This is a genomic window from Pseudomonas sp. 8_5_2, assembly GCF_059295255.1.
This window is the reverse complement of sequence record NZ_CM181238.1, coordinates 1266153-1290615: the sequence shown is the minus strand read 5'-3', so window position 1 is coordinate 1290615 and position 24463 is coordinate 1266153. Positions and strand designations below refer to the sequence as shown.

General features: G+C 61.5%; 32 protein-coding genes and 1 pseudogene. 5 read left to right on the top strand and 28 right to left on the bottom strand.

Annotation, left to right across the window (positions count from 1 at the left end; translation table 11 throughout):
• Nucleotides 1-52 precede the first annotated feature (52 nt).
• From AC5O5R_RS05875 to AC5O5R_RS05740, 28 genes and pseudogenes are all read right to left on the bottom strand, one after another.
• Complete coding sequence (locus AC5O5R_RS05875) at nucleotides 53-349, bottom strand: phage tail assembly protein (protein ID WP_494515079.1); 297 nt, start codon at nucleotides 347-349, stop codon at nucleotides 53-55.
• Nucleotides 350-394: 45 nt separating this feature from the next.
• A complete protein-coding gene (locus AC5O5R_RS05870; protein ID WP_056806658.1) occupies nucleotides 395-904 on the bottom strand; it encodes a phage major tail tube protein in 510 nt (169 codons plus the stop codon).
• Between the two features lie 12 nt (nucleotides 905-916).
• Nucleotides 917-2086 carry a phage tail sheath subtilisin-like domain-containing protein gene (locus AC5O5R_RS05865; protein ID WP_494515078.1) on the bottom strand — a complete coding sequence of 390 codons (1170 nt, stop codon included), beginning with the start codon at nucleotides 2084-2086 and terminating at the stop codon, nucleotides 917-919.
• Between the two features lie 64 nt (nucleotides 2087-2150).
• Nucleotides 2151-2462 carry a hypothetical protein gene (locus AC5O5R_RS05860; RefSeq protein WP_494515077.1) on the bottom strand — a complete coding sequence of 104 codons (312 nt, stop codon included), beginning with the start codon at nucleotides 2460-2462 and terminating at the stop codon, nucleotides 2151-2153.
• Nucleotides 2463-2522: 60 nt separating this feature from the next.
• A complete protein-coding gene (locus AC5O5R_RS05855) occupies nucleotides 2523-2987 on the bottom strand; it encodes a hypothetical protein (RefSeq protein WP_494515076.1) in 465 nt (154 codons plus the stop codon).
• A gap of 7 nt (nucleotides 2988-2994) precedes the next feature.
• Nucleotides 2995-3735 carry a hypothetical protein gene (locus tag AC5O5R_RS05850; RefSeq protein WP_494515075.1) on the bottom strand — a complete coding sequence of 247 codons (741 nt, stop codon included), beginning with the start codon at nucleotides 3733-3735 and terminating at the stop codon, nucleotides 2995-2997.
• A gap of 4 nt (nucleotides 3736-3739) precedes the next feature.
• Nucleotides 3740-4606 (bottom strand): phage tail-collar fiber domain-containing protein, encoded by an 867-nt coding sequence (locus AC5O5R_RS05845; protein ID WP_494515074.1) that lies wholly within the window; start codon nucleotides 4604-4606, stop codon nucleotides 3740-3742.
• On the bottom strand, nucleotides 4603-5325 hold the full coding sequence (locus AC5O5R_RS05840) for a phage tail protein I (RefSeq protein ID WP_494515073.1): 723 nt from the start codon (nucleotides 5323-5325) through the stop codon (nucleotides 4603-4605). The genes AC5O5R_RS05845 and AC5O5R_RS05840 overlap by 4 nt, the downstream gene beginning before the upstream one ends.
• A complete protein-coding gene (locus AC5O5R_RS05835; protein ID WP_494515072.1) occupies nucleotides 5322-6302 on the bottom strand; it encodes a baseplate assembly protein in 981 nt (326 codons plus the stop codon). The genes AC5O5R_RS05840 and AC5O5R_RS05835 overlap by 4 nt, the downstream gene beginning before the upstream one ends.
• Complete coding sequence (locus AC5O5R_RS05830) at nucleotides 6299-6625, bottom strand: GPW/gp25 family protein (RefSeq protein ID WP_494515071.1); 327 nt, start codon at nucleotides 6623-6625, stop codon at nucleotides 6299-6301. Before AC5O5R_RS05830 ends, AC5O5R_RS05835 begins: the two co-directional genes overlap by 4 nt.
• A 2-nt stretch (nucleotides 6626-6627) precedes the next feature.
• A complete protein-coding gene (locus AC5O5R_RS05825; RefSeq protein ID WP_494515070.1) occupies nucleotides 6628-6906 on the bottom strand; it encodes a hypothetical protein in 279 nt (92 codons plus the stop codon).
• A gap of 43 nt (nucleotides 6907-6949) precedes the next feature.
• Complete coding sequence (locus AC5O5R_RS05820) at nucleotides 6950-7552, bottom strand: phage baseplate assembly protein V (protein ID WP_494515069.1); 603 nt, start codon at nucleotides 7550-7552, stop codon at nucleotides 6950-6952.
• Nucleotides 7549-8079 (bottom strand): hypothetical protein, encoded by a 531-nt coding sequence (locus tag AC5O5R_RS05815; protein ID WP_494515068.1) that lies wholly within the window; start codon nucleotides 8077-8079, stop codon nucleotides 7549-7551. Before AC5O5R_RS05815 ends, AC5O5R_RS05820 begins: the two co-directional genes overlap by 4 nt.
• Nucleotides 8072-8734, bottom strand: a complete 663-nt coding sequence (locus AC5O5R_RS05810; protein ID WP_494515067.1) for a hypothetical protein — start codon at nucleotides 8732-8734, stop codon at nucleotides 8072-8074. The genes AC5O5R_RS05815 and AC5O5R_RS05810 overlap by 8 nt, the downstream gene beginning before the upstream one ends.
• On the bottom strand, nucleotides 8731-9045 hold the full coding sequence (locus AC5O5R_RS05805) for a head-tail joining protein (protein ID WP_494515066.1): 315 nt from the start codon (nucleotides 9043-9045) through the stop codon (nucleotides 8731-8733). Before AC5O5R_RS05805 ends, AC5O5R_RS05810 begins: the two co-directional genes overlap by 4 nt.
• A 2-nt stretch (nucleotides 9046-9047) precedes the next feature.
• Entirely contained in the window at nucleotides 9048-10043 is a 996-nt protein-coding gene (locus AC5O5R_RS05800) for a major capsid protein (RefSeq protein ID WP_119369070.1), read from the bottom strand.
• Between the two features lie 60 nt (nucleotides 10044-10103).
• On the bottom strand, nucleotides 10104-10451 hold the full coding sequence (locus AC5O5R_RS05795) for a head decoration protein (RefSeq protein WP_494515065.1): 348 nt from the start codon (nucleotides 10449-10451) through the stop codon (nucleotides 10104-10106).
• Nucleotides 10448-11599 (bottom strand): head maturation protease, ClpP-related, encoded by a 1152-nt coding sequence (locus tag AC5O5R_RS05790; protein ID WP_494515064.1) that lies wholly within the window; start codon nucleotides 11597-11599, stop codon nucleotides 10448-10450. The genes AC5O5R_RS05795 and AC5O5R_RS05790 overlap by 4 nt, the downstream gene beginning before the upstream one ends.
• The gene (locus AC5O5R_RS05785; protein WP_494515063.1) at nucleotides 11596-13077 is read right to left on the bottom strand and encodes a phage portal protein; all 1482 of its coding nucleotides are present in this window, start codon (nucleotides 13075-13077) and stop codon (nucleotides 11596-11598) included. Before AC5O5R_RS05785 ends, AC5O5R_RS05790 begins: the two co-directional genes overlap by 4 nt.
• Nucleotides 13074-13280 (bottom strand): phage head-tail joining protein, encoded by a 207-nt coding sequence (locus tag AC5O5R_RS05780; protein WP_056806607.1) that lies wholly within the window; start codon nucleotides 13278-13280, stop codon nucleotides 13074-13076. The genes AC5O5R_RS05785 and AC5O5R_RS05780 overlap by 4 nt, the downstream gene beginning before the upstream one ends.
• Before the next feature lies 1 nt (nucleotide 13281).
• Nucleotides 13282-15329: pseudogene (locus AC5O5R_RS05775) on the bottom strand (phage terminase large subunit family protein).
• A gap of 4 nt (nucleotides 15330-15333) precedes the next feature.
• Nucleotides 15334-15933 carry a terminase small subunit gene (locus AC5O5R_RS05770; protein WP_494515062.1) on the bottom strand — a complete coding sequence of 200 codons (600 nt, stop codon included), beginning with the start codon at nucleotides 15931-15933 and terminating at the stop codon, nucleotides 15334-15336.
• A gap of 160 nt (nucleotides 15934-16093) precedes the next feature.
• Nucleotides 16094-16438 (bottom strand): phage holin family protein, encoded by a 345-nt coding sequence (locus AC5O5R_RS05765; RefSeq protein ID WP_494515061.1) that lies wholly within the window; start codon nucleotides 16436-16438, stop codon nucleotides 16094-16096.
• A gap of 207 nt (nucleotides 16439-16645) precedes the next feature.
• Nucleotides 16646-17194: a hypothetical protein gene (locus AC5O5R_RS05760; RefSeq protein WP_494515060.1), complete on the bottom strand. Its 549-nt coding sequence runs from the start codon at nucleotides 17192-17194 to the stop codon at nucleotides 16646-16648.
• Nucleotides 17195-17519: 325 nt separating this feature from the next.
• Nucleotides 17520-20300 (bottom strand): bifunctional DNA primase/polymerase, encoded by a 2781-nt coding sequence (locus AC5O5R_RS05755; protein WP_494515059.1) that lies wholly within the window; start codon nucleotides 20298-20300, stop codon nucleotides 17520-17522.
• On the bottom strand, nucleotides 20297-20500 hold the full coding sequence (locus AC5O5R_RS05750) for a TraR/DksA C4-type zinc finger protein (RefSeq protein ID WP_494515058.1): 204 nt from the start codon (nucleotides 20498-20500) through the stop codon (nucleotides 20297-20299). Before AC5O5R_RS05750 ends, AC5O5R_RS05755 begins: the two co-directional genes overlap by 4 nt.
• Nucleotides 20493-20981: a phage regulatory CII family protein gene (locus tag AC5O5R_RS05745; RefSeq protein ID WP_494515057.1), complete on the bottom strand. Its 489-nt coding sequence runs from the start codon at nucleotides 20979-20981 to the stop codon at nucleotides 20493-20495. Before AC5O5R_RS05745 ends, AC5O5R_RS05750 begins: the two co-directional genes overlap by 8 nt.
• 205 nt (nucleotides 20982-21186) lie before the next feature.
• Nucleotides 21187-21420, bottom strand: coding sequence for a transcriptional regulator (locus tag AC5O5R_RS05740; protein ID WP_494515056.1), 234 nt, complete (start codon nucleotides 21418-21420; stop codon nucleotides 21187-21189).
• 97 nt (nucleotides 21421-21517) lie between these two features.
• Here AC5O5R_RS05740 and AC5O5R_RS05735 point away from each other — a divergent pair, with 97 nt between their 5' ends.
• From AC5O5R_RS05735 to AC5O5R_RS05715, 5 genes are all read left to right on the top strand, one after another.
• Complete coding sequence (locus tag AC5O5R_RS05735; RefSeq protein ID WP_494515055.1) at nucleotides 21518-22222, top strand: S24 family peptidase; 705 nt, start codon at nucleotides 21518-21520, stop codon at nucleotides 22220-22222.
• Nucleotides 22223-22521: 299 nt separating this feature from the next.
• Nucleotides 22522-23031, top strand: coding sequence for a hypothetical protein (locus AC5O5R_RS05730; protein ID WP_494515054.1), 510 nt, complete (start codon nucleotides 22522-22524; stop codon nucleotides 23029-23031).
• Nucleotides 23028-23273: a pyocin activator PrtN family protein gene (locus AC5O5R_RS05725; protein ID WP_238739193.1), complete on the top strand. Its 246-nt coding sequence runs from the start codon at nucleotides 23028-23030 to the stop codon at nucleotides 23271-23273. The genes AC5O5R_RS05730 and AC5O5R_RS05725 overlap by 4 nt, the downstream gene beginning before the upstream one ends.
• An 84-nt stretch (nucleotides 23274-23357) precedes the next feature.
• Nucleotides 23358-23876, top strand: coding sequence for a hypothetical protein (locus AC5O5R_RS05720; protein WP_494515053.1), 519 nt, complete (start codon nucleotides 23358-23360; stop codon nucleotides 23874-23876).
• The gene (locus AC5O5R_RS05715) at nucleotides 23873-24325 is read left to right on the top strand and encodes a hypothetical protein (RefSeq protein ID WP_494515052.1); all 453 of its coding nucleotides are present in this window, start codon (nucleotides 23873-23875) and stop codon (nucleotides 24323-24325) included. The genes AC5O5R_RS05720 and AC5O5R_RS05715 overlap by 4 nt, the downstream gene beginning before the upstream one ends.
• The last annotated feature ends 138 nt before the right edge of the window (nucleotides 24326-24463 follow it).

Here is a 24463-nt window from a genome sequence, read left to right as displayed (position 1 = left end):
GAAATTCAACTCAGCCGCAAGTCGCTTGGCTGCTTGCTTCTGCGTGGCGGGATTAAAGCTCGTCGTCTCGCACCAAAAAGTTGTAACCGGTCGCCAGGCGGTTGTAGTCCTTGTATGTGAGGCCCTCCAGGTCTTTGACGTGAACATCGGCCAAGGAGGCGAACAGGTTCAGCTCGCGCTGCTCATCGTCACCGTCCGAGGTTTGGGTCGAGTTGCGGATATCGCGGACAGTCGGCGCCCGCAGGGTGATGGTGTCCTGCTGAACGCCGTTGAGCTCGGCCGGGCTGGTCAGCGTTACGGTGACGCGGTCGGCTTCGAGCGTGATGAACTTTGGCAGTGGCTTGGCCATGATTTGGGGTCCTTGATTCGGAAAGAGATATGAGGTGGGGAGGGATTACAGGCCGAGGTCTCGGCGTTGGCCGGCGAGCTGGTCGACGCCATTGATGACGCGCTTCATGCCGGCCGGGTCGATCTCGTAGATGACCTCGCCGCCGACCTCCAGCTTGTAATAGGTCAGGGCCACAGCGTGCTTCAGCTCGGCCTTATCGCCTGGCTTCCAGTCCCCCATGTCCAGCTCTTTCAGGGTGCCGCGCTGGGTGACGATTACTGCCTTGGTTTCCCCCTTCTGGCCCTTGAACGAGCCACGGAACGTGCCGTTGAAAGCGTTGCCGTCAGCCAGGCCGAAGAACTTCAGTGACTCTTTACGCACGCCAGTGGTGGTGAAGTTGGACTCCATCTTCTCCATGCCCACGTCCATCTCGATAGGCATGTCCATGCCACCTGGGCGATGCTCTTCCATCTTGAGCGTGAGCTTGGGCAAGGTCAGGCTGGGCACATCGCCCTGGAAGCTGACACCGTCCACAAACAGGTTCATGTTGGCCAGAATTTCGGGAATCATTGCCATGTGATGCGCTCCTTACGCGACTTGGTCGAGTACTTCGGTCAGCCACTGGTTGGTGACTTCAATGCGGAAGTTCGGGTTTTCCGCCGGCGGAACGTCGGTGAAGCGGATGTTCCAATACACCTTGCCCTGCTCCAGCTGGCTTGCGGAGTTGAGCACCGGGTCGGCATAGACCTCGAAGTTGATGATTGCGCCCTGGGCTTTCAGGTCGCGCATGAAGGCCTGCAGGCCTTCGGTCACATCGCGGATATAGGTCGAGGTAATGCCACGGTCCACCGCCCATTTGTGGCCGTACAGGATCGCGTCCATGACCATGTCCATGGTCCGCACGCGGGTGACGAACGCCCACTTGGCATCGCTCGACAGCGTACGGTTGCCCCAAAGGCGGAAACCGTCGTCACGGATGATGGTCGCGATGTTGGCGTTATTGAGCAGGTTGGCCCGGCAGGTCTCGTCGCCGTCCAGGTACTCGATTGCGCGGGTGGTACCGGTGACACCGACAAACTCCTTGTTCGAAGGCGACGACCAGAAACCGTATTCGCTGTCGGTGTAGGCAAACACGCCTGCAGCCCAGGCCGAGGCCGGCGCGTCGATGGTCGCGCTGGTGATGGTGTCCCAAAACTGCACACCGGGATCGACCATGTACAGGCGCCTGGAGCCGAACGACTTGGCGTAGGTGGTAGCCGCCTCGTCAGTAGTGCCGGGGCCGTCGATGATCGCGAGCGCACGCAGCTTCTCGCCAATCGACTGCATGGCAGTGGCCACCGCCTGGGTCGCGCTGTGCTTGGGCGCAATGATCAAGCGCGGCTGCGCGTTGAAACGGCTCTTGCCATCGAGCAGCGCCTGCAGGCCGGTACGCTTGCCACTGGCCTGCACACCGCCAATGATCCCGGAGGTCTGCGCGGCCGGATCGACCACCTTGGCCACACCGGTGGCAACAATTACCGCCTTGGCGCGGGCATAGATAGCCTGGCAGGCCTTGGTGATGGCCGAGGCCGGGCCGAACGCGGCGACCGCCTCGCGCTCGTTGGTGATCAGCACCAGGTCGCCAGCCTTGGCCGTGGCGCTCGCGCCTTCCGTGAAGGTGTCGACCAAGCCAATGATCGAAGACGACGGCAGCGAGACGTTGCGAGCACCGGTGTCGACGTTCGATACGGTAACGCCGTGAAAGAAGTTTGCAGCCATTTGATACTCCAGAATGCACAGGGCCGCGTCATGCGCGGCCCGAGGGTGGGAGAAAGGAAAACTGTCAGCGCTGCAGCTGGACCAGCAGCGCCACGATCAGGCAGGCCACCAGCGGGCAGAAAAAGTCGAGACGGCCGTCTACGGTCCATCGCCAGATGCGTAGGCCGTCGTACCAGCGCAGGTTGGCCAGGTGCACCGACTCGACGTGCGCCAGGTTGCGCTCGCCTTGGGTGTACTCGCGGCCGGCGAAAAAGAAGATGCCGGCAGCGGCGCCGGCCCAGTGGCCAGCGGGCACGCCCAGCAGGGCCAGGACGCCCCACAGGGCGCCCATGATCAGCAGCGCTGCCAGGACGTGCTCAAGGTGGGTTCGGTTCATGCGTGCCCTCCAGGCACAAAAAAAGCCGCTTAGCGGCCCTTGGGGTTGGGTGAAACGGGATTAGGCGGCGTTGCCGACGCCATGAATGCTGGCCTTGATTTCGGCAATCGCCTCGTCGGCCACGGCCTCTGCCCCCTCCAGCGAGGTACGCTTGAGCACCTCCTGCTTACCCTTCAAGCGCGCCGCGCGGATCTTGTACAGTGCGCCTTTCCAAGCTGCAGCCTCGGCCAGAATGTTGTCAGTCGCCGCCTGGGCCTCCATGTCGGCGGCATCCATCCAAGCTTGCACCGTCGGCGGCACCTCGCCCTCGTATTTCGCCGCCGCAAAGGCCTTGGCTTCGTCGGCGGTGATTTGATACTCCAGCGCGCGCAACGAGTCGCCCAGGACTGTACGACGGGCCAAATCGGCGGCTTGGTCGATCTGCTCGGCCGCCACCAGCAAGGCAGCACCCAGCGGCAGGTCTTCATAGTTGAAACCAACGTAAGAGAGGCCGCCGAAAATCACAGTAATGTTTTGCTTGTTCATGCTTTCCTCACAGAGTGGTCAGGTTGGTGAGCAAGTTGCTCATGGTGTTGGGGTTAGCGCCGGCCGTGGCCCCGTAGATATAGCGGCCCGAGAACCCGGCCGGGAACGTTACGCCCAACACTTCGAAAATCACCGCGCTGTTAGGCGAGCCGACCAGCCAGCCTTGCCAGTCTGCTGGGGCCTGAACCTCGCAAGAACTGAGCTTGATAGGCGCGAGGACGTTGCCCGCGTTGGAGTTGGTCTTGAAGAACGAGTTGGTGAACCCGATAGGCACCGGGTTTTGCCCAGCGGGAGACGGGAACACGAAGGTGATATCGCTCGCCATGACCTGGGCGCCGTTAAACAACACCATGCCCGACATGTAGGTGACCGAGTTGTCGTTGGTCTGGAAGTAGGTGCAATTCAACTTCCGTTTCACGCCCGAAACATCAGAGCGGAAATGGATAAATCGGCTGTCGACGGTGATATTCGCCGGCATGGTGTAGTCGGCCTGCAGGTAAATCACAACCGTGCCGCCATACGGCGTGTTGCTGATCGCCTTGTCTATAGTTTTCAACGGCGCAGCGGCGTTTCCTTCGTTCGTGTCCACACCGGTAACGGGGTTAACGTAGAAGTTCTTGTAGTTGGCAGGAACAGCGGCAATTGCTGCAGCCACAGACGCATCAATGCCGGCTTTGCGCGTTTGGAAGTAGCTGATAAGCGACTCGGTTTTTGTTACCAGGTTGGCAACATCACTCTCTAGACTCATGGCTTTACGCTCCGTAAATGGTTTGGACTACTAATGTTTGCAGCGCGATGACCGCCGCTGCGTTGCTGACTGACACGCTCAATAGGCCCTCGCGGTCAGCGCTTTGACGCTGCTCTGCGGCCAGTAAGCGTTGCGCGTGATTACTGAGTACCGCACCGGCCCGGCGTGAATCCTCGGCCAGCGCGTCCAGCTGATCCTGCCGCTGCAGGCCGCGCAACTGCTCGGCTACCAGCGTTGAGGCGGTACTGACGGCAGCGCCTGCCAGGCCTTCGCGGTCGGCATCCTGCCGGCGCTCCACCTCCAGCATGCGAGCCAGCAAATTGGAAATCTGCTCACCCGCTACACGCTGCCACTTGCCTTGCTGGTCGATCTGGTCCTGTCGCTGCAGACCGCGCAACTGCTCGGCAATCAATGCCTGCGCCTGCGCAGCCAGCGGCCCGGCCAGGCTCAGGCTCAACCCAGCCTCATTGCTGATGATCGTCACGCTGTCCGCCGGCAGAGCCGCCAGCGACAGGTCGTAGGCCAACAGCAAGTCGGTATCCGCCGACTTGTAGGCCAGTGGCGTGGATGAATCGGACCACACCGCCAACAGGGTGCCGTCGCTCAGCAGAAAGCCGATTTCCCGCACCCAAAAAGCGCGGTCGCCATCGGCCAGGGCGGTCAGGTGCAGCAAGGTGCTGCTCAGGCGCTCGCCGCCTGCAATCGGATACTTGGCCGTTTGCGCAACCAGGCTTTTCTGGTCGGCCGACGGCGTGTAGCCCGAGGTGCCCAAGGCAATATGGGTGATCTGCGCCGCGATGCCGGTGTTATCGGCCCGCAGGATCGCCGCCAGCCCCGCCTTGGTGATCACAGGTTGTAACGGGGTACTCATAGAACAGCCTCCATCGTGGTACGCACGACGACTAGGGCACGGGTCGCGCTGGCGACCGCAAAGCCCGATTCAGCGTTGATCGGAACGCCCAGCGCCTCGACAGAGCGCCGAGACACGCCGAGCGACTGGGTGGCATTGGCCAGCTGCAGACCCTGCACGGCCACATCGATCTGCACCGCCTGGGCATTCACAGTCAGGCGCTGCAGGCCGCGCCCTCGGGTGGCATTGGCAAACAGCAAGCCGCCGTCAAAGCGCGCGCCCAGGCGAAACTCGTAGTGGCTGCGCTCGTTCTTTGCCGCGTCGACCAACGCGCGCAAGCGCTCCCCCAGCTGCGGCGAGATAATCGAGCCCTCCCCCTCGCGGTTCTCGTTCGCCCAGGCCGTGACCTGAAACGTGTACGGGGCCGCGTTCGGGATCTGGTGCCATTCCTTGAAATCCGCGTTGACGCGCACCGCCTTCAGCACCCGCCGGATCGCGCCGACGGTGCCCTTGGTCTTGTGCACCGGGATCGCCTCGCGGACCAGCTCGCGGCGCTGGGCGTTGGTGTTGGCCGCCTCCCAGCCCTCGACCTTCCAGGCCCAACCCAGCCACGGCAGGAAGTCCGGCGGGCAACGCGTCGAGTCGGCCACGCCCCGGATGATTTCCGGGTCAATGTCCTGCTCGCTGGCCCGCTCCAGTGCGCGCTCCAGCAACGTGGCGTTGTGCGGCAACAGGCTCACGTTGCCACCTGCGTGGTCAGCGCGACTGATGTGCAGTTGGGGTAATGCCGCTTGTCACACACGATCCCTGCAGCCGGGTACACCAGGTCAACCTGGCTAATACCCGTTACGTGTAACGCCGCATAGATGGCCGACAGCGGCAACTGCCCTTCCAGCCGCCGGGCTTCGGCAATGGCTGCATCCAGGCCCTTCCGGGCAGATGCCTTGACCACCGCCGGATCTGGCCCCGCCTCAACGTGCAACACAGCCTGCACTTTGAAGTCGGTCGGCGCCCCCGTCTGCACGCGCGGGCGGTCAGTGACCGGCCGCACGCTCTCGGCCGACAGCGCCGCCTGCACCGTGGCCACCAGTTGCGCCGGCAGTGTGGTGCTTTCCGTCCTTGGCAGGATGGCCAGCGACACGTCGCCGGGCATCGGATTGGTCAAGCCCGCGTCGTAGTCGCAGGCCACCACAATGGCCCCGGCCGGCAGTAGCGCTTTAACCGCGGCGTCGAGCGCCACCCCGGAAAACCGGGGCGAATCGACCGATACGTTGGCCAGCTCGGCCGAGGCGGTCAGGCCGTGGTACTCATACGCACCGCGACTGCCGGCAACGGACAGCGCCTCAAGCGACAGCCGCGTGCGATAGCGCAACGCCTCGTCATCCTCCATCACGGCCGCCACAGGTGGCACCGCGTCAGGATCAGCCGCGCGAATGGTCAGGCGTTGCACGCCGTAGTCGGCGGCGCGGTTGTCCAGGTCACCACGCTTGGCATAGGCCAGCAAGCTGGCCTTGGCGGCCGCGTTGACCCGCGCGCGCATCAGCAGCTCGCGGTAGGCCATGACCTCCATCAGTTTGACGACCGGTTCGGACTCCAACAGCGCCGTCCACTGGTCGCCCATGTGGCTGCGAAAAATCCCCACCACTTCCTGATACAGCGTCTCAAACTCCAGGGTTTCCACCACATCGGGCGGTGGGAGCAAAGAAAGGTCGATCATGCGCTTACCTCCACGACAGCCGAGTTGCCCAGGTACTGGCCTGTCAGCTCCAGGCCAATCTGGCCCTCGAGCACAGAAACCACCTTGACGCGCTCCAGCTGCATGCGCGGCTCCCAGCGGCCCAAGGCGCGGGCCACTTCGGCCTGCACCGCGCTTTTCCAGCCCTCATTAACCGGCAGGTCGACAAAGCGGCGCAGGTTGCTGCCGTAATCCGGCCGCATGCGACGGCTACCCAATGGGGTGGTTAAAATGTCCTCAATCGACTGTTTCAGGTGATCGAGGCCCGAAAGTGGCTGGCCGGTTCGCCGGTCCACGCCAATCATGGTTAACCGCCCAGGCGCTGCAGGTCGGCGTGGCCACCCAGGAACGCCAGCGCCTCGGTGTCGTCGGACGGGATGGTCACGCGGCCGGCCAGCACCTTGAACTCGCGCAGCTCGTCGCCGGCCTGCAGGAACAGCGAGCGCGAGGTGTAGGCACTGTCGGCGTAGGTCACGCCACGCGTCGCGGCCTGCAACACAATGAGGTCGGAGCTCGAACCAGGTACAACTGCGGGTTCGACCGCATCCGTTGCCGCGTCATCCGCAGCGGATTTCTTGACTGCCATAAAGTGATGCTCCAGAAAAGACAAAGCCCGCGAGAGCGGGCTGTCAGTGTTTGTGGTTGGCTGTGTTGCCGCCGGTGTCGATGATTTTTCCGAGGCCAAGAATGTCGCCCGTTACGCGTAACGGTCCGTCGATCTGCACGGAACCCTGCAGGGTGATCATGGCGGCCTTAGCCGTGATGCTCTCGGCCTCGGCGCTGATCGCTGTCGACTTGGCCGTTATCGCGTCGTCGGTGACCACCGCCTTACTGCTGCCGACCTCGATGTTGACCGTGCCGGTGGGGAGCTTGATGGTGTAGCTATTGGCCTCCCAGTCGTAGACCAGGGAGCCGCCATCATCGAAACGCCACACCTCGACATGGTCGCGGTTGTCCGGGCGCTCGCCGGCATTGCCGTACAGGCCGGGAATGAATGTACCCTGAGCAGGGTCGCCGCTAGGGCTGACCAACGCGCCCTGCTCTCCCAGGCTCGGTGCTCGCCAGTGTCGCGCCTTGCCGGCAGCCAACGAGTGCCAACGCACCCAGGCACTGCTCCAGCCGGTACCGTCCGACATGCGCAGCTTGCCCGCGTCCAGGTCGACCGCCACGACATAGCCCTTGATCATGACGCCGGCCAACATACGGTCGTGCTCGGCGCTCGCGTAACTCACTCCAGGGCCTCAGGTGATTGGTAGTGATGCTCGTTGCCCTGACCAGCGTCAGGATCAAAGGCGACCACCAGCGGGCCGGGCTCTCGGGGCCACGGCCACTCTTCCTCTCCCAGATAGATCACCTGGGTCCACTCAACCACCCAAACCGCGTAACTATCCAGCTCGGGCCGGCTCCAGTCCCGCTCTGCCCGCACAAACTGGGCAAACTCAACCGCCAAGCCCCAGGACTGCATCCGCAACAGGACCGCCAACTGGGCCGCAGCGAAAGCGACCACATGCAAGCAGTTGGGCACCTCTACACCAACGATCACACGGGCCTCGAAACGAGCATCGACGGCAGTTTCACCTGTACCAGGATCTTTGTCCGCACTCTCAAGGCCAGCCAACTCCAGCACTACCGCTGGCATCGGCACCACCTCGATCCCGTCCGGCATAGTGCCGACATAAGCGAGCCCGGGAATTGCCTCACTGATGTGCTGCTCAATCGCCGCGTAGATCCCAGCGAGAGGTATGGGGTCATCAACCATTGCCTGTTCTCCGCAAATACTTCTGCAGTTCAAAGTTCAGCTCTTGCTCGAGGACGACCTTCAATCGATCGTGCGCCCGGTTAGTCCAGGCTTCGAAGTGCGGTCGAACGTCATCGAGCGAGATCTTCGCCTTCGCCAGCGGGAAGCGACTGTCGTTCTCGGAGACCCACCCGGAACGCCGTCCACCGCCCCCGGACACTTCGCTATCCGGATAATCGGCGGCGTCGAAGTGCTTGCTGGCTGTGCGAATCCAGATATCGGGCTTTCCGCCGTATACCTGCCGGTAGAACGCCCCCTGGTACCGACGACCCGCCACCGATACTCCGGCCCGCGTTTGCCTAGGGCGACCAGCGCGACTGGCTTCGATTGGACGGATACCGAACCACAGCTTGCCTTGCCCGTTGCTGCCCATCGGGAAGGCTTTGAGTCGCTGCCTCACCGCCGCGATGGCGATTCGCTCTTGCCGCCCCACCTCGCGTGCAACCTGCCCGCGAAGCCAGCGAAGCGTCTTGTTAATCGCTCGCCGCTGAGCTGCAGCCATGGCCTTGGGCACCAGCTTGGCAAAGTCCTCAAAGCCTTTGACGTCTTGCGGGCTCATCTGCAGGGTCAACAACCCTGCACTGGCTGACACCTTGTGATAGCTGCCGACACTCATGGTGTTTTCCTCAGAACGAGCGTTACCAGGCCGTCGCCGCTTGGCTCTATGCGCGTGATGATGTAGTTGCCACCACCGTCCTCAGGCGGCAGATCGACCACCACACTCTGCCGCGTATCGACACCCGCGTTGTCACCAACGCGGATGACCAGGTGCGGCTCACGCAGGCCGGTATTGATCTGGCCGAGCTTGGGCTGTAACCAAGGCGCCGAGAACATCCCGAGAACCTCACGACCTTCGATATGCGCGAGATCTCCCAGGACATCGAACACCGCCTCGTCCACGTCGTCGATCAGGTCGCGGAAGCCCATGATCAGGCGGTGAGGCGGATAACTGCACGGGGACGCGTGCAGATGTGCAACGGGTTGGACTGAGCCTCACCCGCAACACCCTTACCGAAAGGCATCTCCTCCAGCTTGCTGTAATACGGCAAGCCCTCGGTGTTGACGGTTTCCATGTAGTCTGCCGGCGCGTAGACAGACAGGAACAGTTCGGAAACACCCTCCGGCACCAGGCGCGCTTCATCGTCAGGGACGAACGGAACACCTGCTACCTTGCCCCGGTAACGCTCCCAGCTGATACCACCGAACTCGAACGTTTCACGCCCGTCGCCACGAAGCGATGCGGCCTGTTGGCTACCCTTGTAGGTATCGACAACCGAAGGGTGGGCGATAAGTTTCTTCCAGAACGTCTTGCCGCAGAAAGCGCGGGCACCGGTAGTGGTCACATTGCCGAGCGCGTCTTCCTGCATGTCCAGGGCGTCCACGCACTGCACCTGAATGTTGGCATTCGGATCATTCAGCCCCATCGACTGCTTCTGCTGCGACACCCCGAAAACCTTGTAAATATCCAGCAGAACTGAAGAACCGTCTGCGTCGAGCACCTTACCGTTGATGGCCCCCATCCGATGAAACTCGTGAGTGGCATCCAGTTGGCGTTTCGCCTTGGCCAGACGCTTGTTGACCACATCCTGAACGGCTTGCAGCTCCGTCAGCGTGCCGAACGCGCGAATACCCTGGATCTCGTCTGCCTTGATCGCAAAGCGCTGCGGAAGATGAACGGTGTTGAACGGGATCAGCGTGCGCTTGCTACCGCCCACCACCAGACCAGAGGTACCGCGCTCGCCCGCCGGCACCAGAGCGAGCGTGTCGCCGTCTTTCTCGATCTGCACGGTAAGGGTGGCAACACCCTCTTCCTGAAAGAGGCCAAGAGCTGCGAGGCGTCCTGGCACATATTCTTGGTCGTTGATAGCTGCGGTCAGGGCTGCAACGCCGAAAGCGTCGTCTTGGAAAATGGCAATTTCAGCCATGAGGTACTCCAAAAAGTAAGAACCCCGCTCAGGGCGGGGTTGGGATGAGAGAGAGTCGCGTCAGCGCAGGATGATGAAATGCGCTGCCAATGCCTGTTCCGCATCGGCGTCAATGCCGGTCAGCAGGGCCTCACTGACCTCAGCCAGCCGCACCACCGCGCGGCCACGGCGAACGGTGTCGGATTCGCCAAGGGAGGCATAGAGAATGCACACGGCTTTTTCGCTGCCATCTTCTGCAGCGGGGTCGTAGGCAGTGAACTCGCTGCTGGCCGTTACCAGACCAAGCACTTGGCCAGCGACCAGGCCAGGACCAGCTGCGACGTTGATGGCTTCGCGGGAAATCTTTCCTGCTCCCTCAGAAAGCAGGAACTCACCGGCGTGAACCGGCTCCTGCCGGATGTTACTCATGGTCGTGCTCCTTTATTGGCGGCCTGCCGGCGGGCAGCCCAGATACCGGATGGATTCGGGAGTTGCGCCTTGATCTTTTCCTGCTCATCGTCGGCCGGCGGCAAGGCGTTGTTGATCTCGAAGCCCTTACCGGAGCTGACAATCTTCTCGAACAGCCGCGCCCGCACCGCATCAGCGTCCAGGCCGGCAGCGACGTATTCTTTCGTGAGCTCGGGCAACCGCGCCGCGACACAAAGATCGTGCACGGCCTTGGCCTTCTTCAGCGCTGCCTGCACCGTGGTAGCGTCAATCAGCTTGGTCGACGCTATAAGCGTTTCAGCCAGGTTGCCGATTCCGACCTTGGCGCAGTCCTGAGTGATCATGAGCGCCAGCGTCGCTGCGTCAGCAACTTCAGGCTTTGTGGGCGCGGGCGGCTTTACAGGGTCTTCAGCCGGCGGCTTGCTGGCCAACTGATCAAGCAAGGCCTGCGGGGTTTTCTGATAGCGGGCCATGACCGCGCCATTGCCCAGACAAGCGCGGACTTGCACGCCGGAGCCGATCTCATTAACGAGCCCGAGCGCGAGCGCCTCCTCAGCGGTAAGCCAGCTTTCAGCGTTGACCAGGCGACGCAGCTCGACTTCGTCGATGTCAGGCGATTTTGCCTTGTAAGCCGCAATGATCACCTCGAAGGCTTGGTCGAGCACATCGGCCACCCGCCGCAGCTCTTCGGCGTCGCCTTCGATCCAGGTGTAGGGGTTGTGAATCATTAGGATCGCGTTGGACGCCATCACCACCCGGTGGGCGCCGCATACCGCTACGCTACCTGCACTGGCAGCCAACGCATCGATACGGGCGGTGCAGCGCTCGCCCAGCCGATGCAGAGCGTTGTGGATGGCCACGCCCTCGAACAGGTCGCCACCGTTGGTATTGAAGGCCACCTGAACCGGTGAGACACCGTCATCGACCGCCTTCAGGTCGCGGAGGAACTGGTTGGCGGTGATGCCCCAGCCACCGATCTCGCCATAAATATAGATCTCGATCGGGGTTGGCTCAGCGTCAGTAGCGCCCTCGGCTTTGGTGGCAGCGCTGATGCGATACCAATGCTGTTCGTTTTCGGGCTGCTGCGTGGGCGTCTTGTTGAAGATACGGAGGGGTTTCAAGGGGGTCATGGTTTCTCCTTTTCGTCGGGATCGTCATCGACCGCCGACAAAGTGCTGTACTTGATACCTAGGACCTTCGCCCTGGCGAGATCGGCGGCGTTCTCTTCGTCCACCACTTCGGCATCGGTACCGTTGCGCAAGCAGGTCTCGCTGCGAGTGGTGAATCCGGCAGCGATTTCCATCTGCCGGGACTGGACGTCTTGAACGGGGTGGATGTAGGCCCAGCCTTGTGGAACCCAGCGGGTTCGTTGGTATTCGCGACGCCGCTGCGAGTAGGCCGGCAGGTCGAGCGCACCGGCCAGCACAGCCATGTCTAACCAAGCCTTCCGCACAGGACGGCACAACTGGTGGACGTAGACCTGGAACTGGAGCTGCTCCAACCGGCGCCGGAATTCGTTCAGCACCACGCGGATCGCCCGGTCGTTCACACCTTGCATGTCGCCGGTCATCAGTTCGTAGGGCAAGCCCGTACCGGCGGCAGCAGCCATCAGCTGCTGCCGCATGAAGTCGCGGTAGTTGTTGCCGGCGTCCGGCGGGTCGGAGAATTCGATCTCCTCGCCTGCCCCCAGCTCCTGCACCGTGCCGGGCTCCAAACCCACCATTGGGGTGAACCCGTCTCGGTCGAGGTCGACGGCCGCCCCGGTTATAGGATCAAGCTGTGGTCGACCGTCCGGCGCTGGCTTTCGCACGAAACCTGCGAACAGGTTGGCCACTTCCTGCCGGAACAACACCGCATCATCGAAGTTGTCCAGGCTGCGCAAGCGCTTCAGGACGGGCGCGAGGCGCGGCACACCGCGCAGTTGCCCCGGCTCCAGTGGCTCGAAGACGTGCAGCATCTGCTCGGCGGGGACACGTACCAACTGGTTGTAACCGACATTCAGCGAGGACTTGTCGCTGGGGTGGACGCGATAGCACCAGTACGCCACCCGCCGCCCCATGCCGTTGAACTCGATCCCTGCGCGTATCACATTGCCGAAGCGGGTCACCTCGAACTTGTCGTGCGGGACGAACTCCGGAGCCAGGCATTGCAGTTGCAGCGGCACAGCGTAGCCATCCTCCAACCGGCGCGGACGCAAGCGGACGAAGCATTCGCCCGACTGCTCGACCGTTCGGGCCACCAAGGCCTGCAGGCCGTAGAAATCCGTGAGCTGATCAGCATCAGCCTCATCTACCCAGTCCTCCCACAGGACCTGCATCGCCTTGCGCACCTCTTTGTCGGCGAGCTGTGGATGCGGCGTAATGCCGGTGCCGATCAGGTTGCTAACACGCTTATCGATGACGTTGGCAGCGTAAGGATCATTGCGCACCGCACTGCGCGAGCGAGAACGCAGGTTGCGCAAGGCCGGCATGATCAGGCTGTTCACACCGGTATCAGGCGCATCCCACCCTGACGAGCGCCGCCCCTCGGCAGCGCCTTCGTAGCTGGCCTTGATCCGCTCGGGCACCAAGATGCCCGAGCGGCCGATGGACATGTAACGCCCGCTCATAGTCCCTTGCCCCCATGGTAGAGGCGAGTCACGCGCGAGCGCGGCCCGGCGGCCTTCACCAGTTCGGACTGGATCAGGTCGCGCGCCTTGATCAACTCGTCGACCGTTCGATACTCGACGGTACGGTCCGAATACCGAACGATCTTTTCACCACGCGCGATCGCACGCTCGACGGTGGCGAGGTCTGCTTTCGTGTATGCCATGTCAGCGTCTCTTCAGGTAGCCGCTGCTGGAGCTGCGGCGTTGCATGGGTTGTGGCGCAGTCCGAGGGGCCAGCTGGGGTGGCGGCGGATCGCTGCGCCTGACCGGCGCCGGCGGAGGTGCAGACCTTGACGGTGTATCGTCTTCGTCTTGGTCGTCGGTGTCCGGCTCAGCGGCCTGGGCCGGGCTGTCTGCGGTTCGCCTTGCTCGAAGAGGCTTGCCTGTGCGAGCGCCTGTCGCAGCTTGTCCCAGTCGTGCTCGACGTAGCGGTGAAGGCCGAGGAAATAGGCCATGGCCAGGTTGTACACCATGAGGTCGAGCGCCTCGTTTCGCTCTGCTTTGCTCTTGATCCATTCGAACCGCTCATGACCCTTCACGTACCGGACGACCTTGCGTTCGGCGACACACTGCTGGAAGAACTCATCGGGTAGGTCCTTGGCGAAATGCAACGCGCCAGGCCCTTTTTCGAAGTTGTAACGGTTGTAGATCCAGTCTTTGGCCGTGTCGGTACCAACAATCCACAACTCGGCACCATTGCGTTCGGTCTGGCCTTTCCAGGTGACGTCAACCTGCGACGGACGCTGGGCGATCACAGCCTTACCCGGCTTGCTCGCACCCTTGAGCGCGAACACGTTGCGCCATCGACGCACACGGGTGAACTGGTAGACCTCATGCGTATGGTGACCGCCGGAGTCAATGCCAGTGGCCAGGATCGCGAGGCTCACCCCACAAGGGTGCCGGTAGCGATGCTTCAAGCGGTCATCCAGCAAAGCCCAGGTACGTTCGTCGGCCGGGTCGCCAGGGATCACCTGGTGATCGACCACCCAGCGCTCCATGCCGGCGCCCCAGGCCATTACCATCATCTCCAGGCGGTTGGCCTGGACGTCAACGGAGGCCGTCAGCGCCAGCGCGCCCACAGGCAAGGTGCCCAGGACGTAGTCCTCTTGCAGCGCGCGGGCCTGCAGCACCTCGGCCTTGGTCTGCTCAATTGCGCTATCCCAGACCTCAGCCAACCGGGTGTTGTAGAAAACCTGCATGGGGTGCAGATTCCCGCGATTCTGAGCAAGCTTGGCTTCTTCATATTCCCGAGCCAGCGTGGCCCAAGATTGCCAACCTAAAGGGGCATACAACGCGCTTAGGTGGAAGCTCACAGTCTCGCCATCACCTTGTGCATGAGCGCGCCACTCACCTTTGGTCAGCATATCTGCCTTGTGGTGCTCCTCAATGAGCACATCGCACTCAGGTCCCGCGCACTGGTAATGCGTGGTGCTGAAATCAGCCGAATACAACAGTCGCTCCCAGACCAACACCTGCATGTGCCCGCAATGCGGGCAAGGCACGTAGTAGTGCCGCTGATCCCCCATCATGTAGAGGTCATCAATTCGTGACATGCCCTTAATGAGCGGAGAGCTAGAAAAGTAGAACTTAGCGTTACGCCCAAACGTACTACCCCTAGCTTCGGCCAGCTTGATAGGGTCACCTTCCTGGTTGACATCCACCTCCCATCGATCAACCTCATCGCCATACACATACCGAGCCGAAAGCTCAGACAGGTTGGCCGCCGAGCCGGCCGTAGTGGCAAACAGTGCGCCTCCATCGAATTCCTTGGTGTCCAACGTATTACGGGAATCCCTTGACCGGACCGCCGCCACCCGCGCTTTCAGCTCCGGGATTGAATCGATAGTCTTGCCGATCCGTGAAGACACCCGCTTGGCCAAGCTCCCGGTGGGCAGTAGCGTCAAGATGTTGGCCGGAGCCATGTGGATCAGCGCTCCGATCCAGTTCAGGGCAATCTGCGTCTTCATCAGCTGCGAGGCGATTTTGGTTACCACCCGCTTGCACGGGTGAGCAGGTGACAGACAGCGCATAGGTTCGCGGGCATACGGCGTACGCGCGGTGCGATACTTGCCAGGCTCTGCGGCACCGGTACCACGCGGGATTCGCATGTACTCATCTGCCCATTCGTCGACCCAAAGATCAGGGTCAGGCGTAAGCCCTCGGCAAAACGCTTCGCGGTACACCTCTGCACCGTCTGCGTATCCGGTGGGCATAAGCTCAGCTCTGGTTAGTGAATTTTTTCAGGCCTATGGCCTGTTCGAGGTCGGCGCTGTTCATGTTGGCGGCTTCGGTGAAGACCCGACGGAAAGTGTCAATGAGGTGCCTCTCGACTTCCCATAAGTCGCTCATCCCAACCAGCTCGCCAGCTAGCTGTGGGGCCAAGCCGAAAAACTGCTCACGAAGTGCCCTCCCCGCTGCGAACGCAGCGCCTTCGACTGCGGCCCGTTCAACTAGATTGCCTCGGACCTTGTAGAACTCGGTCTCCGCCAGACCCGCAAGGTAGAACTCGCGATGAGCCTTCGACCGCTGAAAGTTAGGGCCACCAGAAGGCGACAGTTCCGGTTGCTGCACCGCAGGTGTGTCGCCGCCAGGTTGGAGGTGACTACGCACATCCCGCTCGACTCGATTCTCTTCATGCCGGGCCGCGACAGCGGCCTTGCTGGGATCGGCCGATTCCGCCAGCAGCGCCTCGGTGGCTTCGACGTCGACCTTGCCGTCCGAGCAAAGCACCAGGCGGTCCTGTTTGCCGAGTTTTGAAACGTAGGATTTCGACCATCCGTGGCGGGCAGCGAACTCCGATTTGGTGAGATAAGTCATGTCGGAAAGTCCAGTTCACCCAATGAACTCAAGGGGTTAACCAGTTCACCGCAGTTCACTAAGCTGGTGAACTGTCCGCTAGCGAAGAGCCGCGGGTTTCCTGCCCCGTACCCCGGCCATATCGCCAGGGTCCCCGGCCCTACCCAGGATTCCGGGCGGGTCACTGACCCGGCTCGCCGGCCTGCGGCACCTGCCCGAGGCCCAGCCGCTTGGCGGCCCAGCGCTCGTAGAGGTTGATCGCCACATCGGCGCCGGCCATCGCGGTCAGGCAACCAACTGCTGCTGCCGCCCACACCGAAACGCCGAGGGCGTACAGCAGCATGTTGGTCGACAGCCCGCAGGTGACACAGGCACCAGACCGCAAAGCCAGCCGGCGAATCAGCCCCCAACCGCGAGCACCCGCCTTGTCCGCCCGCCACATCTCTCCCGACACACCGCCGACCAGGGACAGCACGATCACCATCCAGATCGGCAGTTCGGCTAACGCTTGTTGCTCGCTGTTCATGTAAGCCTCATTGGCAAAGCACGGCGCCGGAAAAAGAAAACCCCGCCGGTTGGCAGGGTTCTCGATGCACCGACAGGTCGGGGCGGGTTGCACAGCACAGTGCTTGTTGGGTCAGCGCCTAAGCGCACTTTTCACATCGTGGTGACTTTTTACAGGTCACCGGAAAAACCGAAAAGGGGGATTTTTCGGTTCGTCACAATGTGGTCGCTATGTAGCATCAATGTTGCACACAAGTTGCAAAGTGACCCGACGAACGGTCTGTTGCCGAACGCGACCAGAGCGAGCGGCCAGTTGCGCAAAGACCCGCAGGTGCAGGGCCTTGACCCAATTCCGGTAGGTCCGGTCGGCCTCTTCTGCAAGCCCGACCTCGCGCATCTGTTCCCTGACCGTGACCTGGTGGATGTAACGCAGCTCGGCCAGCTTGGCGAGCGTTGCCGCCCGCTTGTCCCCGCGAGCCAGCTCAGCAACGGCTGCATCGACTTCGGCGGCAGCGTGATCCAGACCAGCGCCCGCCATCAGAATCCGCGCACCAGATGAGCCTGTGCGAGGTGCCGCCCCCTTCCACTCCATGATCGTGCCCATCTGGCTGCCGAGGCTGGCTCCCAATCCCAGTTGCCTGCGTTGCTCCCCCCAGTGCTGCATCAGTTCGCCCACCAGTCGCAGGCGCTCCGCCTGGTTGATCAGTTCTGCCATGTCCTTCAGGTGCTGGGCCACTTGCACCTGGCGTTGAAGGCGTCTTTCCAGGTCCATCGTCATCGCCGTTCCCCCCAAATCAATACCCAACACACATTCAGCCAACCCAACACAAACCCAACACATACGAAACCCAATGAATTCAATGGATTGGAAGCATCTGTGTTTATTGTGTTGGGTGTGTGGGGTTTTTCAGGGTTCGCATAGAGAATTATCCACCCTTCAATTCCTGCTGTTGAAATAGATCGCATGCGCGCGTGCGTGCGCGAACCCAACACACCCAACACACAATGACGCCAAGCCACGGAATCCGTGGTCTGAATCTGTGTTGGCTTGCGTAAACCAACCCAACACCAACCCAACACACCCAACACACCTACCGGCGGAGTCATGCTGCAACCCTCTTGATGTGGTCCCAGCCTTCCACCGTCCAGCCTGCGAGCTTCGCTCGCTCGCGCCACTCGCGAACGTTCTTACCCAGCCCGGCCGCATTCATGGATGGGGGCAGGGAAGGATCACCATCGTTGGGCATGAAGAACGCGGCAAAACGTCGTACGCCGTGCTCCGTGGTGCAGTCCGTCCAGGGGATAGCCCTTGTCTTCTCCACTTTCGCACTGAGCATCAGCGAGAACTTGGTCTGGCTCATCGCGTGCTCTTTGTTGTGGGCGCACCACTCAATGAACATGGCGTACACATCCGAGGTCAGGCAGCAGCCCCACAGGCCGTACCCAAGCTCACCGTTGCGCCAGAGGTGGAAGAAGGTCTGCCAGGCTGTGCGGCTCAGCTCAACCAGGCGCTGCCGTGCCTCGGTCTTCGGCGGGCGTGTGCGCTGGTTGAAGTCCTCGAGGTCGACACTCAGCAGCCAGCCATACAAGGCCGCCACCCCACCGTTCGCCAGCTCCCTGGCGATTGCCTTCTGCCTATCAGCGGGCAGCGTCTCCAAGGGCCACATGACCAACATCCGGCGGTCGTCTTCGCTGATCGGCCACGGCATGATCTCGTTGCTCAGGAAGGCCGCGTTCATATGGTTGGTCTCTTCCCAGCCGTTGATGAACTTCGACTCCATACGCACAGTCTTGCCGGTGATCATGTGCTTGATCTTGCCGACCTGGTTGTAGCGCTGGTCGCGGCTCACAACCTCTTCGAACACGGCCCACAGCTTACCGCTTCGCCAGGCGTTGAAGCTGCCTTCCAGCTGGTCTTGCCCAACAGTGGCACCGTACTCACCGTACAACTCGCCCATGATGTCTGCGAACAGCAGGCTCTTGCCCGAGCCTTCCATGGTCGAGTGGAACAGGATCGCGGTGTCCAGCTTCGCGCCCATATGCTGCAGCGGGTACGCCAGCCACTTCACCAGCCAGTCCAACGCCTCGGCGTCATGGTTGCAAAGGAACGAGATCAACCAACGCAGGTTCTCGCAAGCCGCGTCGTCGCGGGCCGGCTCAAGCGGCAAGCCCTCGAACGTGTTGATGTAGACCGCCGGATCCTTGGTCATCGTCGGATCGAACACGATATGGTCGACGTCCACCACCCGCCGTTCCGGGCTGTTCAGCCAGAGCTGATAGGCGTCACCCAGGGCCATTTTCACGCTGCCCTCAGGCAGACGGCGTTTCTTTTCTCGATCCCAGGCCTCTTTCGTGCCATCGATGTAGATGTACCGGTCGAGCGGCTCCAGCTTCAGCGCACCGCCCTTCTTGCTGGACATCTTTCGAGCCTGCTCAAGCTCTGCCACCTGCTCGGCGGCGATAAGCTTCTTGTCGGTCCGCTCCATCCACTCCTTCGCGAGCGGCTTGCCGACCAGAGCCTCGAAGCCTGTCCGCTTCATCGAACGCCCTTTGTCCAAGTCCCAAACACTGGTGGTGCCTTCGACCAGGGCGAAGCGGCGCATCGCACCGCCAATGTCCAGGGCGCTACCCCCTGCCCCCCCTTTGGCCGAGGAGCTGTCCGGGCTGGGCGCTTCGACGTCCGATGGGGCCTGGGGAAGGTGATCGACATCGCTGTCGACGACTAGCCCTTGATCGGCCTGCTCGACTACCGATGGGGTACGGGGAAGCTCGCCCAATGGCGGCGGTTCCGGTGGCCGGGATTTCGCGTCAATGCCGAGGATCTGTGCCGCCGCCCTAGTCGCAGCCTTCTGGTCGCCATCGTGCATGAGGATGCAGAACACATCGAACGCGTCGTTCTTGTGCCCGTTGGCCAGCGGGTCGGAAGTGTGATGCGAGTAGAGCTTGCCGTCCTTGATCGTCACACCGGGCAGACCTGAGCTGCTGTGGGGGCTTAGCCATTTCCCATCGATGCGCTTGTAACCATGCGCCTCGATCATCGTGGCGATGTCATGGACGCGGTTGAATTCGGGAATGACTTCGGGGAGTCGGTCACCAGATCGTGCAGCAGCTGGTGATGGCCTGGCCACGGGGCGAACGGCAGGTGCAGGTGCTGCCGCCTTAGGCTTCCAAGGGCAAACAGCCTCTCCCTTCGGCTTGAACTCGTCCCAACCCTGCCAGATGCCCAGTAGGTCAGCTGGCAACTCGGGCAGCCCCTCAGCCGTCGGTGGTGTACGCCACGTGTAGGGTTTACGAGTGCCGGGGTGAATGGATGGCGGCAAGACGTCCTGCACCAGGCCTCCCCGCAGCTCGAAAACCGTCACTTTCTTGAAAGGCTCAGCCGCCATGCGGAAAGCCGCCTCGCGGGCAGCATCGCCTTCGTCCTGCGCGGCCTTCACTTGCGCCATGAGCCCCTTGTATATGGTGCCATCGGGGTCGTTCTTGTTAGGCCAGACTAGGGCGTGGCGACTCAACTCCACACCCTCGGGCACACGGAACATCACGCGGAATCGCTCAAGGTTGCCTACAGAGGTCGGGTATGCGTCAGCGAGCGCGTCAACGTCGAGCCCAAGGGTCTGCTGCAAGACCTGACGTGTAAGCTCAACGTCATCAACATCGAGCGAGCAGACACAACTCGGCCCGAGCACCACGCCGAGGTTGTGATTCGGGCTCGCAGTCCAGAACGCTTCAGCTTCCGAGGCATCAGTGAAATAACCGCCTGGCTTGTTCCAGCCGGCCGCCTTCGGCCCCTTCTCACCTGGCTCAATGGGAACCAGAGCGAGACCGAAGGCTTCAATGTACCGCCGCGCCCAATCAGCTGTGGCAGAGGTTGGGCGCTCGCTCATCTGCGGCGCTCCCGTAGCTCTTGGCAATGGACACAGGTCTCGCAGCCTGCGGCTGACTGCTGACGGGCGAGCGGGATCGGGCCGCGGCAATCTTCACAGAACTGTGCGCTAGGTTTTTCAGGGAGTCGTGCAAGACGTTGCAGCGAAAGCTGCAGGAAATACTCGGCGTGATCGTTGGCGAAATCGACGGCGTCAGCCATGAGCTTCGTCCTCCATCGCTTGGCGAGCACCCGCCATGATGGCCAGCACCTGGCGAATAACATCTATCCCGCGGTGCTCGAGGTCGGCAACCTCAACTGCCGTCCAGACGTTGTCAGCGGCGCCCTCATGCAGGCTGCCGACGAATTCGCTGGATTCCTCCAGTAGCTTGGCTACTGCTTGCAACGCTTGGTTGGTCGCTGGCACCGGCTCCGGGCGATACCAGACGGCGGCGGCCGGGCGCATCAGGGCATCAAGCAGCCTCGGGTCACGGGTCCACTGGATGATCTCTTCCAGCTCGTCAGGTGTTGGCCAGCGACGCTCTTCGTTGTGATGGAGTTTCTTCTGCAGGGTATCCACCTCAAGGCCCATATCGAAGGCCAGCTTGGTGATACCCCCGTGATAGTCACGACCTGCGCGGTAGAGCGCTTGCCGCAAGGTGAGGACCGGGCCAGCGCCCGGCAAAAGATCAATGCGACTCATAACCGTAAATCCTCGGTTTACGGCCTAGTCATAGGAACAGGTAGGACCTATCCTACAACTACGACCTGTGTGCGGTGCCGTACGTGCTGTGCGGGCATTGCATGCGGTAATAGTCATCCGGCTGGCCTTGTGAGAGAGAACACCGGGTGACGAGAGTGTTGGCGTTTACGCCTTCATAGCTGGGCCGGGAGGTGAGAGTCCTGGCTCAGCGTTCTTGCTGTTTTCCTTGCCTTAAATAGCCCCAGTCGATATCCGGCCGGAGCGATTCACAGAGAATTTTCCCTCCTGTTTCCCGGTCCAAATTCACAGCCAATCCCGCGCTTGCGCGTCGGTTCCCGTAGGCAACCTGCTTCAACTGGCCAACTGATGTTCCGCAGCGCCGTGCGAGGCCATCGAGCCCCTCCTTATCCATCGTCTTCAAGTACTCGCTAAGCGTCATAGACACCTCCATTGGCGAAGAGATTAGCAATTGCTAATTAACAAGGCAATAGCAACCTGTAATTTACTGTTTGCTAACGGAAAGCAATCATCGCCACATGGACATCAATGAAAGGCGTATCGCCTCCCTCCGTACGATCATGGGTACCCTGAGCCAGAAGGAATTCGCCGAGGCTCATGACCTGGACGCGTCGTACCTGTCGCAGCTTCTCAACGGCCATCGCAAGCTGGGGGAGAAGGCTGCGCTAAATCTCGAACTCAAGATTGGACTTGCAGCAGGGACGCTGACATCTCCTCCGCTGGAGGAGCCCTCCACAGCAGCCCTAGCAAACGTGGTTCGCCTGCCAACCCGGCCGGCAAAGGACAAGAACTTCGTGCTGATCCCGCATCTGGATATCGCGGCATCTATGGGGCATGGCAAGGCAGCCCCAGAAATGCATATTGAAGTCATCCGCGACATGACGGTTCACCTCGACTGGCTGAGGATGCAAGGCCTCAGCTTCTCCAACGTCGACAACCTGGCCATCATCACAGGTGACGGTGACAGCATGTCTGGAACGTTTGCGGATGGAGACGCCCTACTAGTAGATCGTGGCATTACCGAGGTGAGAACCGACGCGATCTATGTCTTCACCCTGGACGGCGACCTCTACATCAAACGTTTACAGCGCCTTACCGGCGGTCTCCTGCGGATGATCTCCGATAACCCTATCTATCCACCGATCACGATTGATCAATCAATGATCGAGCGCATGCACATACAGGCCCGCGTCCTGCTGGCCTGGAACGCTAAAAAGCTCTGATAGCTTCAGGTTGCGCCCTACCGGTCATCCGTCGGAGCGCAGCCACGCCTCAATAATTTAGCATTTGCTATTGATCAATTAATTAGCCTTTGCTAATTTCAGCTCCGTGCCCATCTCTCACATCAAGGACACGGAAGAATGAAATCAGCACAGCACAACGGATCAGTAGTGGTCCTGATACATCCCACCGCCTGCAGCAGCCTTGCAAAGATTCAGGCATTCCAGCGCAGCACCGGCCTGCAGTTGGTCGTCACCCCGAATGGTAAAGCCCACGCCGTAGCTGTGACCGGGGGTGCAGTATGAGCGAGTTCCAGATACCGCTTCGCCAGATCATGCTGTTGCAGGGCAGTCTGGATAAGGGCGGCTCAGCGATCTGCAAGTTGCTACGCCCGGAAGTGTCGGTCGACGCGCAGCTTGAGATCGAGAACGACGCGACCCATCACCGCATCAAGGTGACGATCGGCCCGCTGCTGAGCAGCCTGAGCCTCCCACGCGCACTCTCCACCAAGTGCCAATCCCTGCGGGACTTCCTGCAAGACCTCGCGAATGGCCGAGCTGACTCCGGCGCCCAGTCAGAAGAGGCGCTCGCACTCATGGAGGCGCAGGTAAGCGTGGAAGAGGTGCTGCAAACCGGTCAGACCGCCTACGTCATCGCGACCGTCAACCGTGAGCTACCGCTGGGCGCAGTCGTGACCAACGACCAGGGCGACGTTTGCGTCGCGGTCACCGGGACCTGCAAAGAGCACCTCGCCGCCGCAGTACGCGCAAAGCTCCATCCCAGCCCCGAAGGCCTCGGGAAATGCGCATGAGCACATACGACCTACTTCTCAAGGAATGGGGCAAAACCTGCCCGACACTAACCGAAGTCAGAGAGCGCTACTTTCCTCACCTCGGCTCTGATCGGTACTTCAAGACGCTCATCAACAAGGGTCGTATTGATCTTCAAGTGAGCCGAATTGAACCCTCGGGAAAGGCTCAGATGGTGGTTTACCTGCACAACCTGGCCAGCTATCTCGACCGGCAGGCTGAGCGCACCACCCAATCTTCGTGATCTAGGCGGCCCCGGCCATCAGGGGCATCACGCCCGCCACCGGCTCTCAAATCCACGGCGGCGGGCGCATTCGGAGCACAGCACATGCAACCTCATCAGTACGCGCTCGCAGCCGGCATCGGCTGGATGGTCACCCTCATCATTCTCCCCTTCCTGATCGCGAAAGCCCGCCGCCTCGCCTACGCCCGTGGCTTCGAGGACGGTAAAGCCTTCCACGACCAGACCCTGAACCTTCAGCTCAAGGAAGCGAAACAAGGCCAGGAGGAGCTGCGCACGGAGCTGCAGCGCGCCCAGCAAACATGCGAGCTGCAGTTGGTCGCACGTCAAGCCAAGATCGTTGCGCTTCAGGCCTGCATCAGTGAGCTGGAAGCGCGAATCATGTCCTACACCGGCCTCCCAGTGTCCAAGGCGGACTACGAGAGGCTGGTCAGCGCTTCGTCTACGATGCGGCTGGCTCAACGTACCTTCAAGGCATTGAAGACCGAAGCCGAGGCAGCACGAGCAGGCGCCCAGGCTGACGTCATTGACGACTTGGCCAAGCGAATCCACTCCCAACTCCGTAGCACCCCAGCCAGCTCCGCCACCGCAGGAGCTGCAGCATGACCAACCAAACCCCACGCAGCTGCATCGTCCACGGCCCAGAGGGCTGCGGCAAAACTACCAAGGCCCAAGTCATTGCCGAGGCACTCGGCCTGAGCAAGATTCTCGACAACTGGGCCTCAGGCACCCCCGTACCACCGCTGGACACCCTGGTACTGACCAACGCTGACAACCCCTCCTTTTACTACCCTGGTCGCGTGCTGGCGTTCGACCAGGCGATGAAGCTGGTTGATCGACAAAAGGCCCACCTGAGCGCAGACAACAACCCTCAGTCTGACGCCGAGCAGCGCGCCGCCTCCGCTTGGCTCGGCCAGGCCGGACTGTACCGCACCCGGTTTGACGCCGTGCGCAACTTCGAGCAGTCCGTCACGCCGGTTTCCGTCGACGAGCTGTTTGAGCTGGCCAGCAAGCAGGCACTCAGCCAGATCAACGAGGGCCGCCAACGTGGGTAAATCAACACTCACCTGGCAGCTGATCAGCCTCACGCTCGCAGTGGCGCTAATCGCTGCACTGGCCCAGCTGGAGCGCATCAGCACTAGCAGCCAGCCCGCGACAGGCACGCTAACGACCGTAAATAGCGCCACAAACGT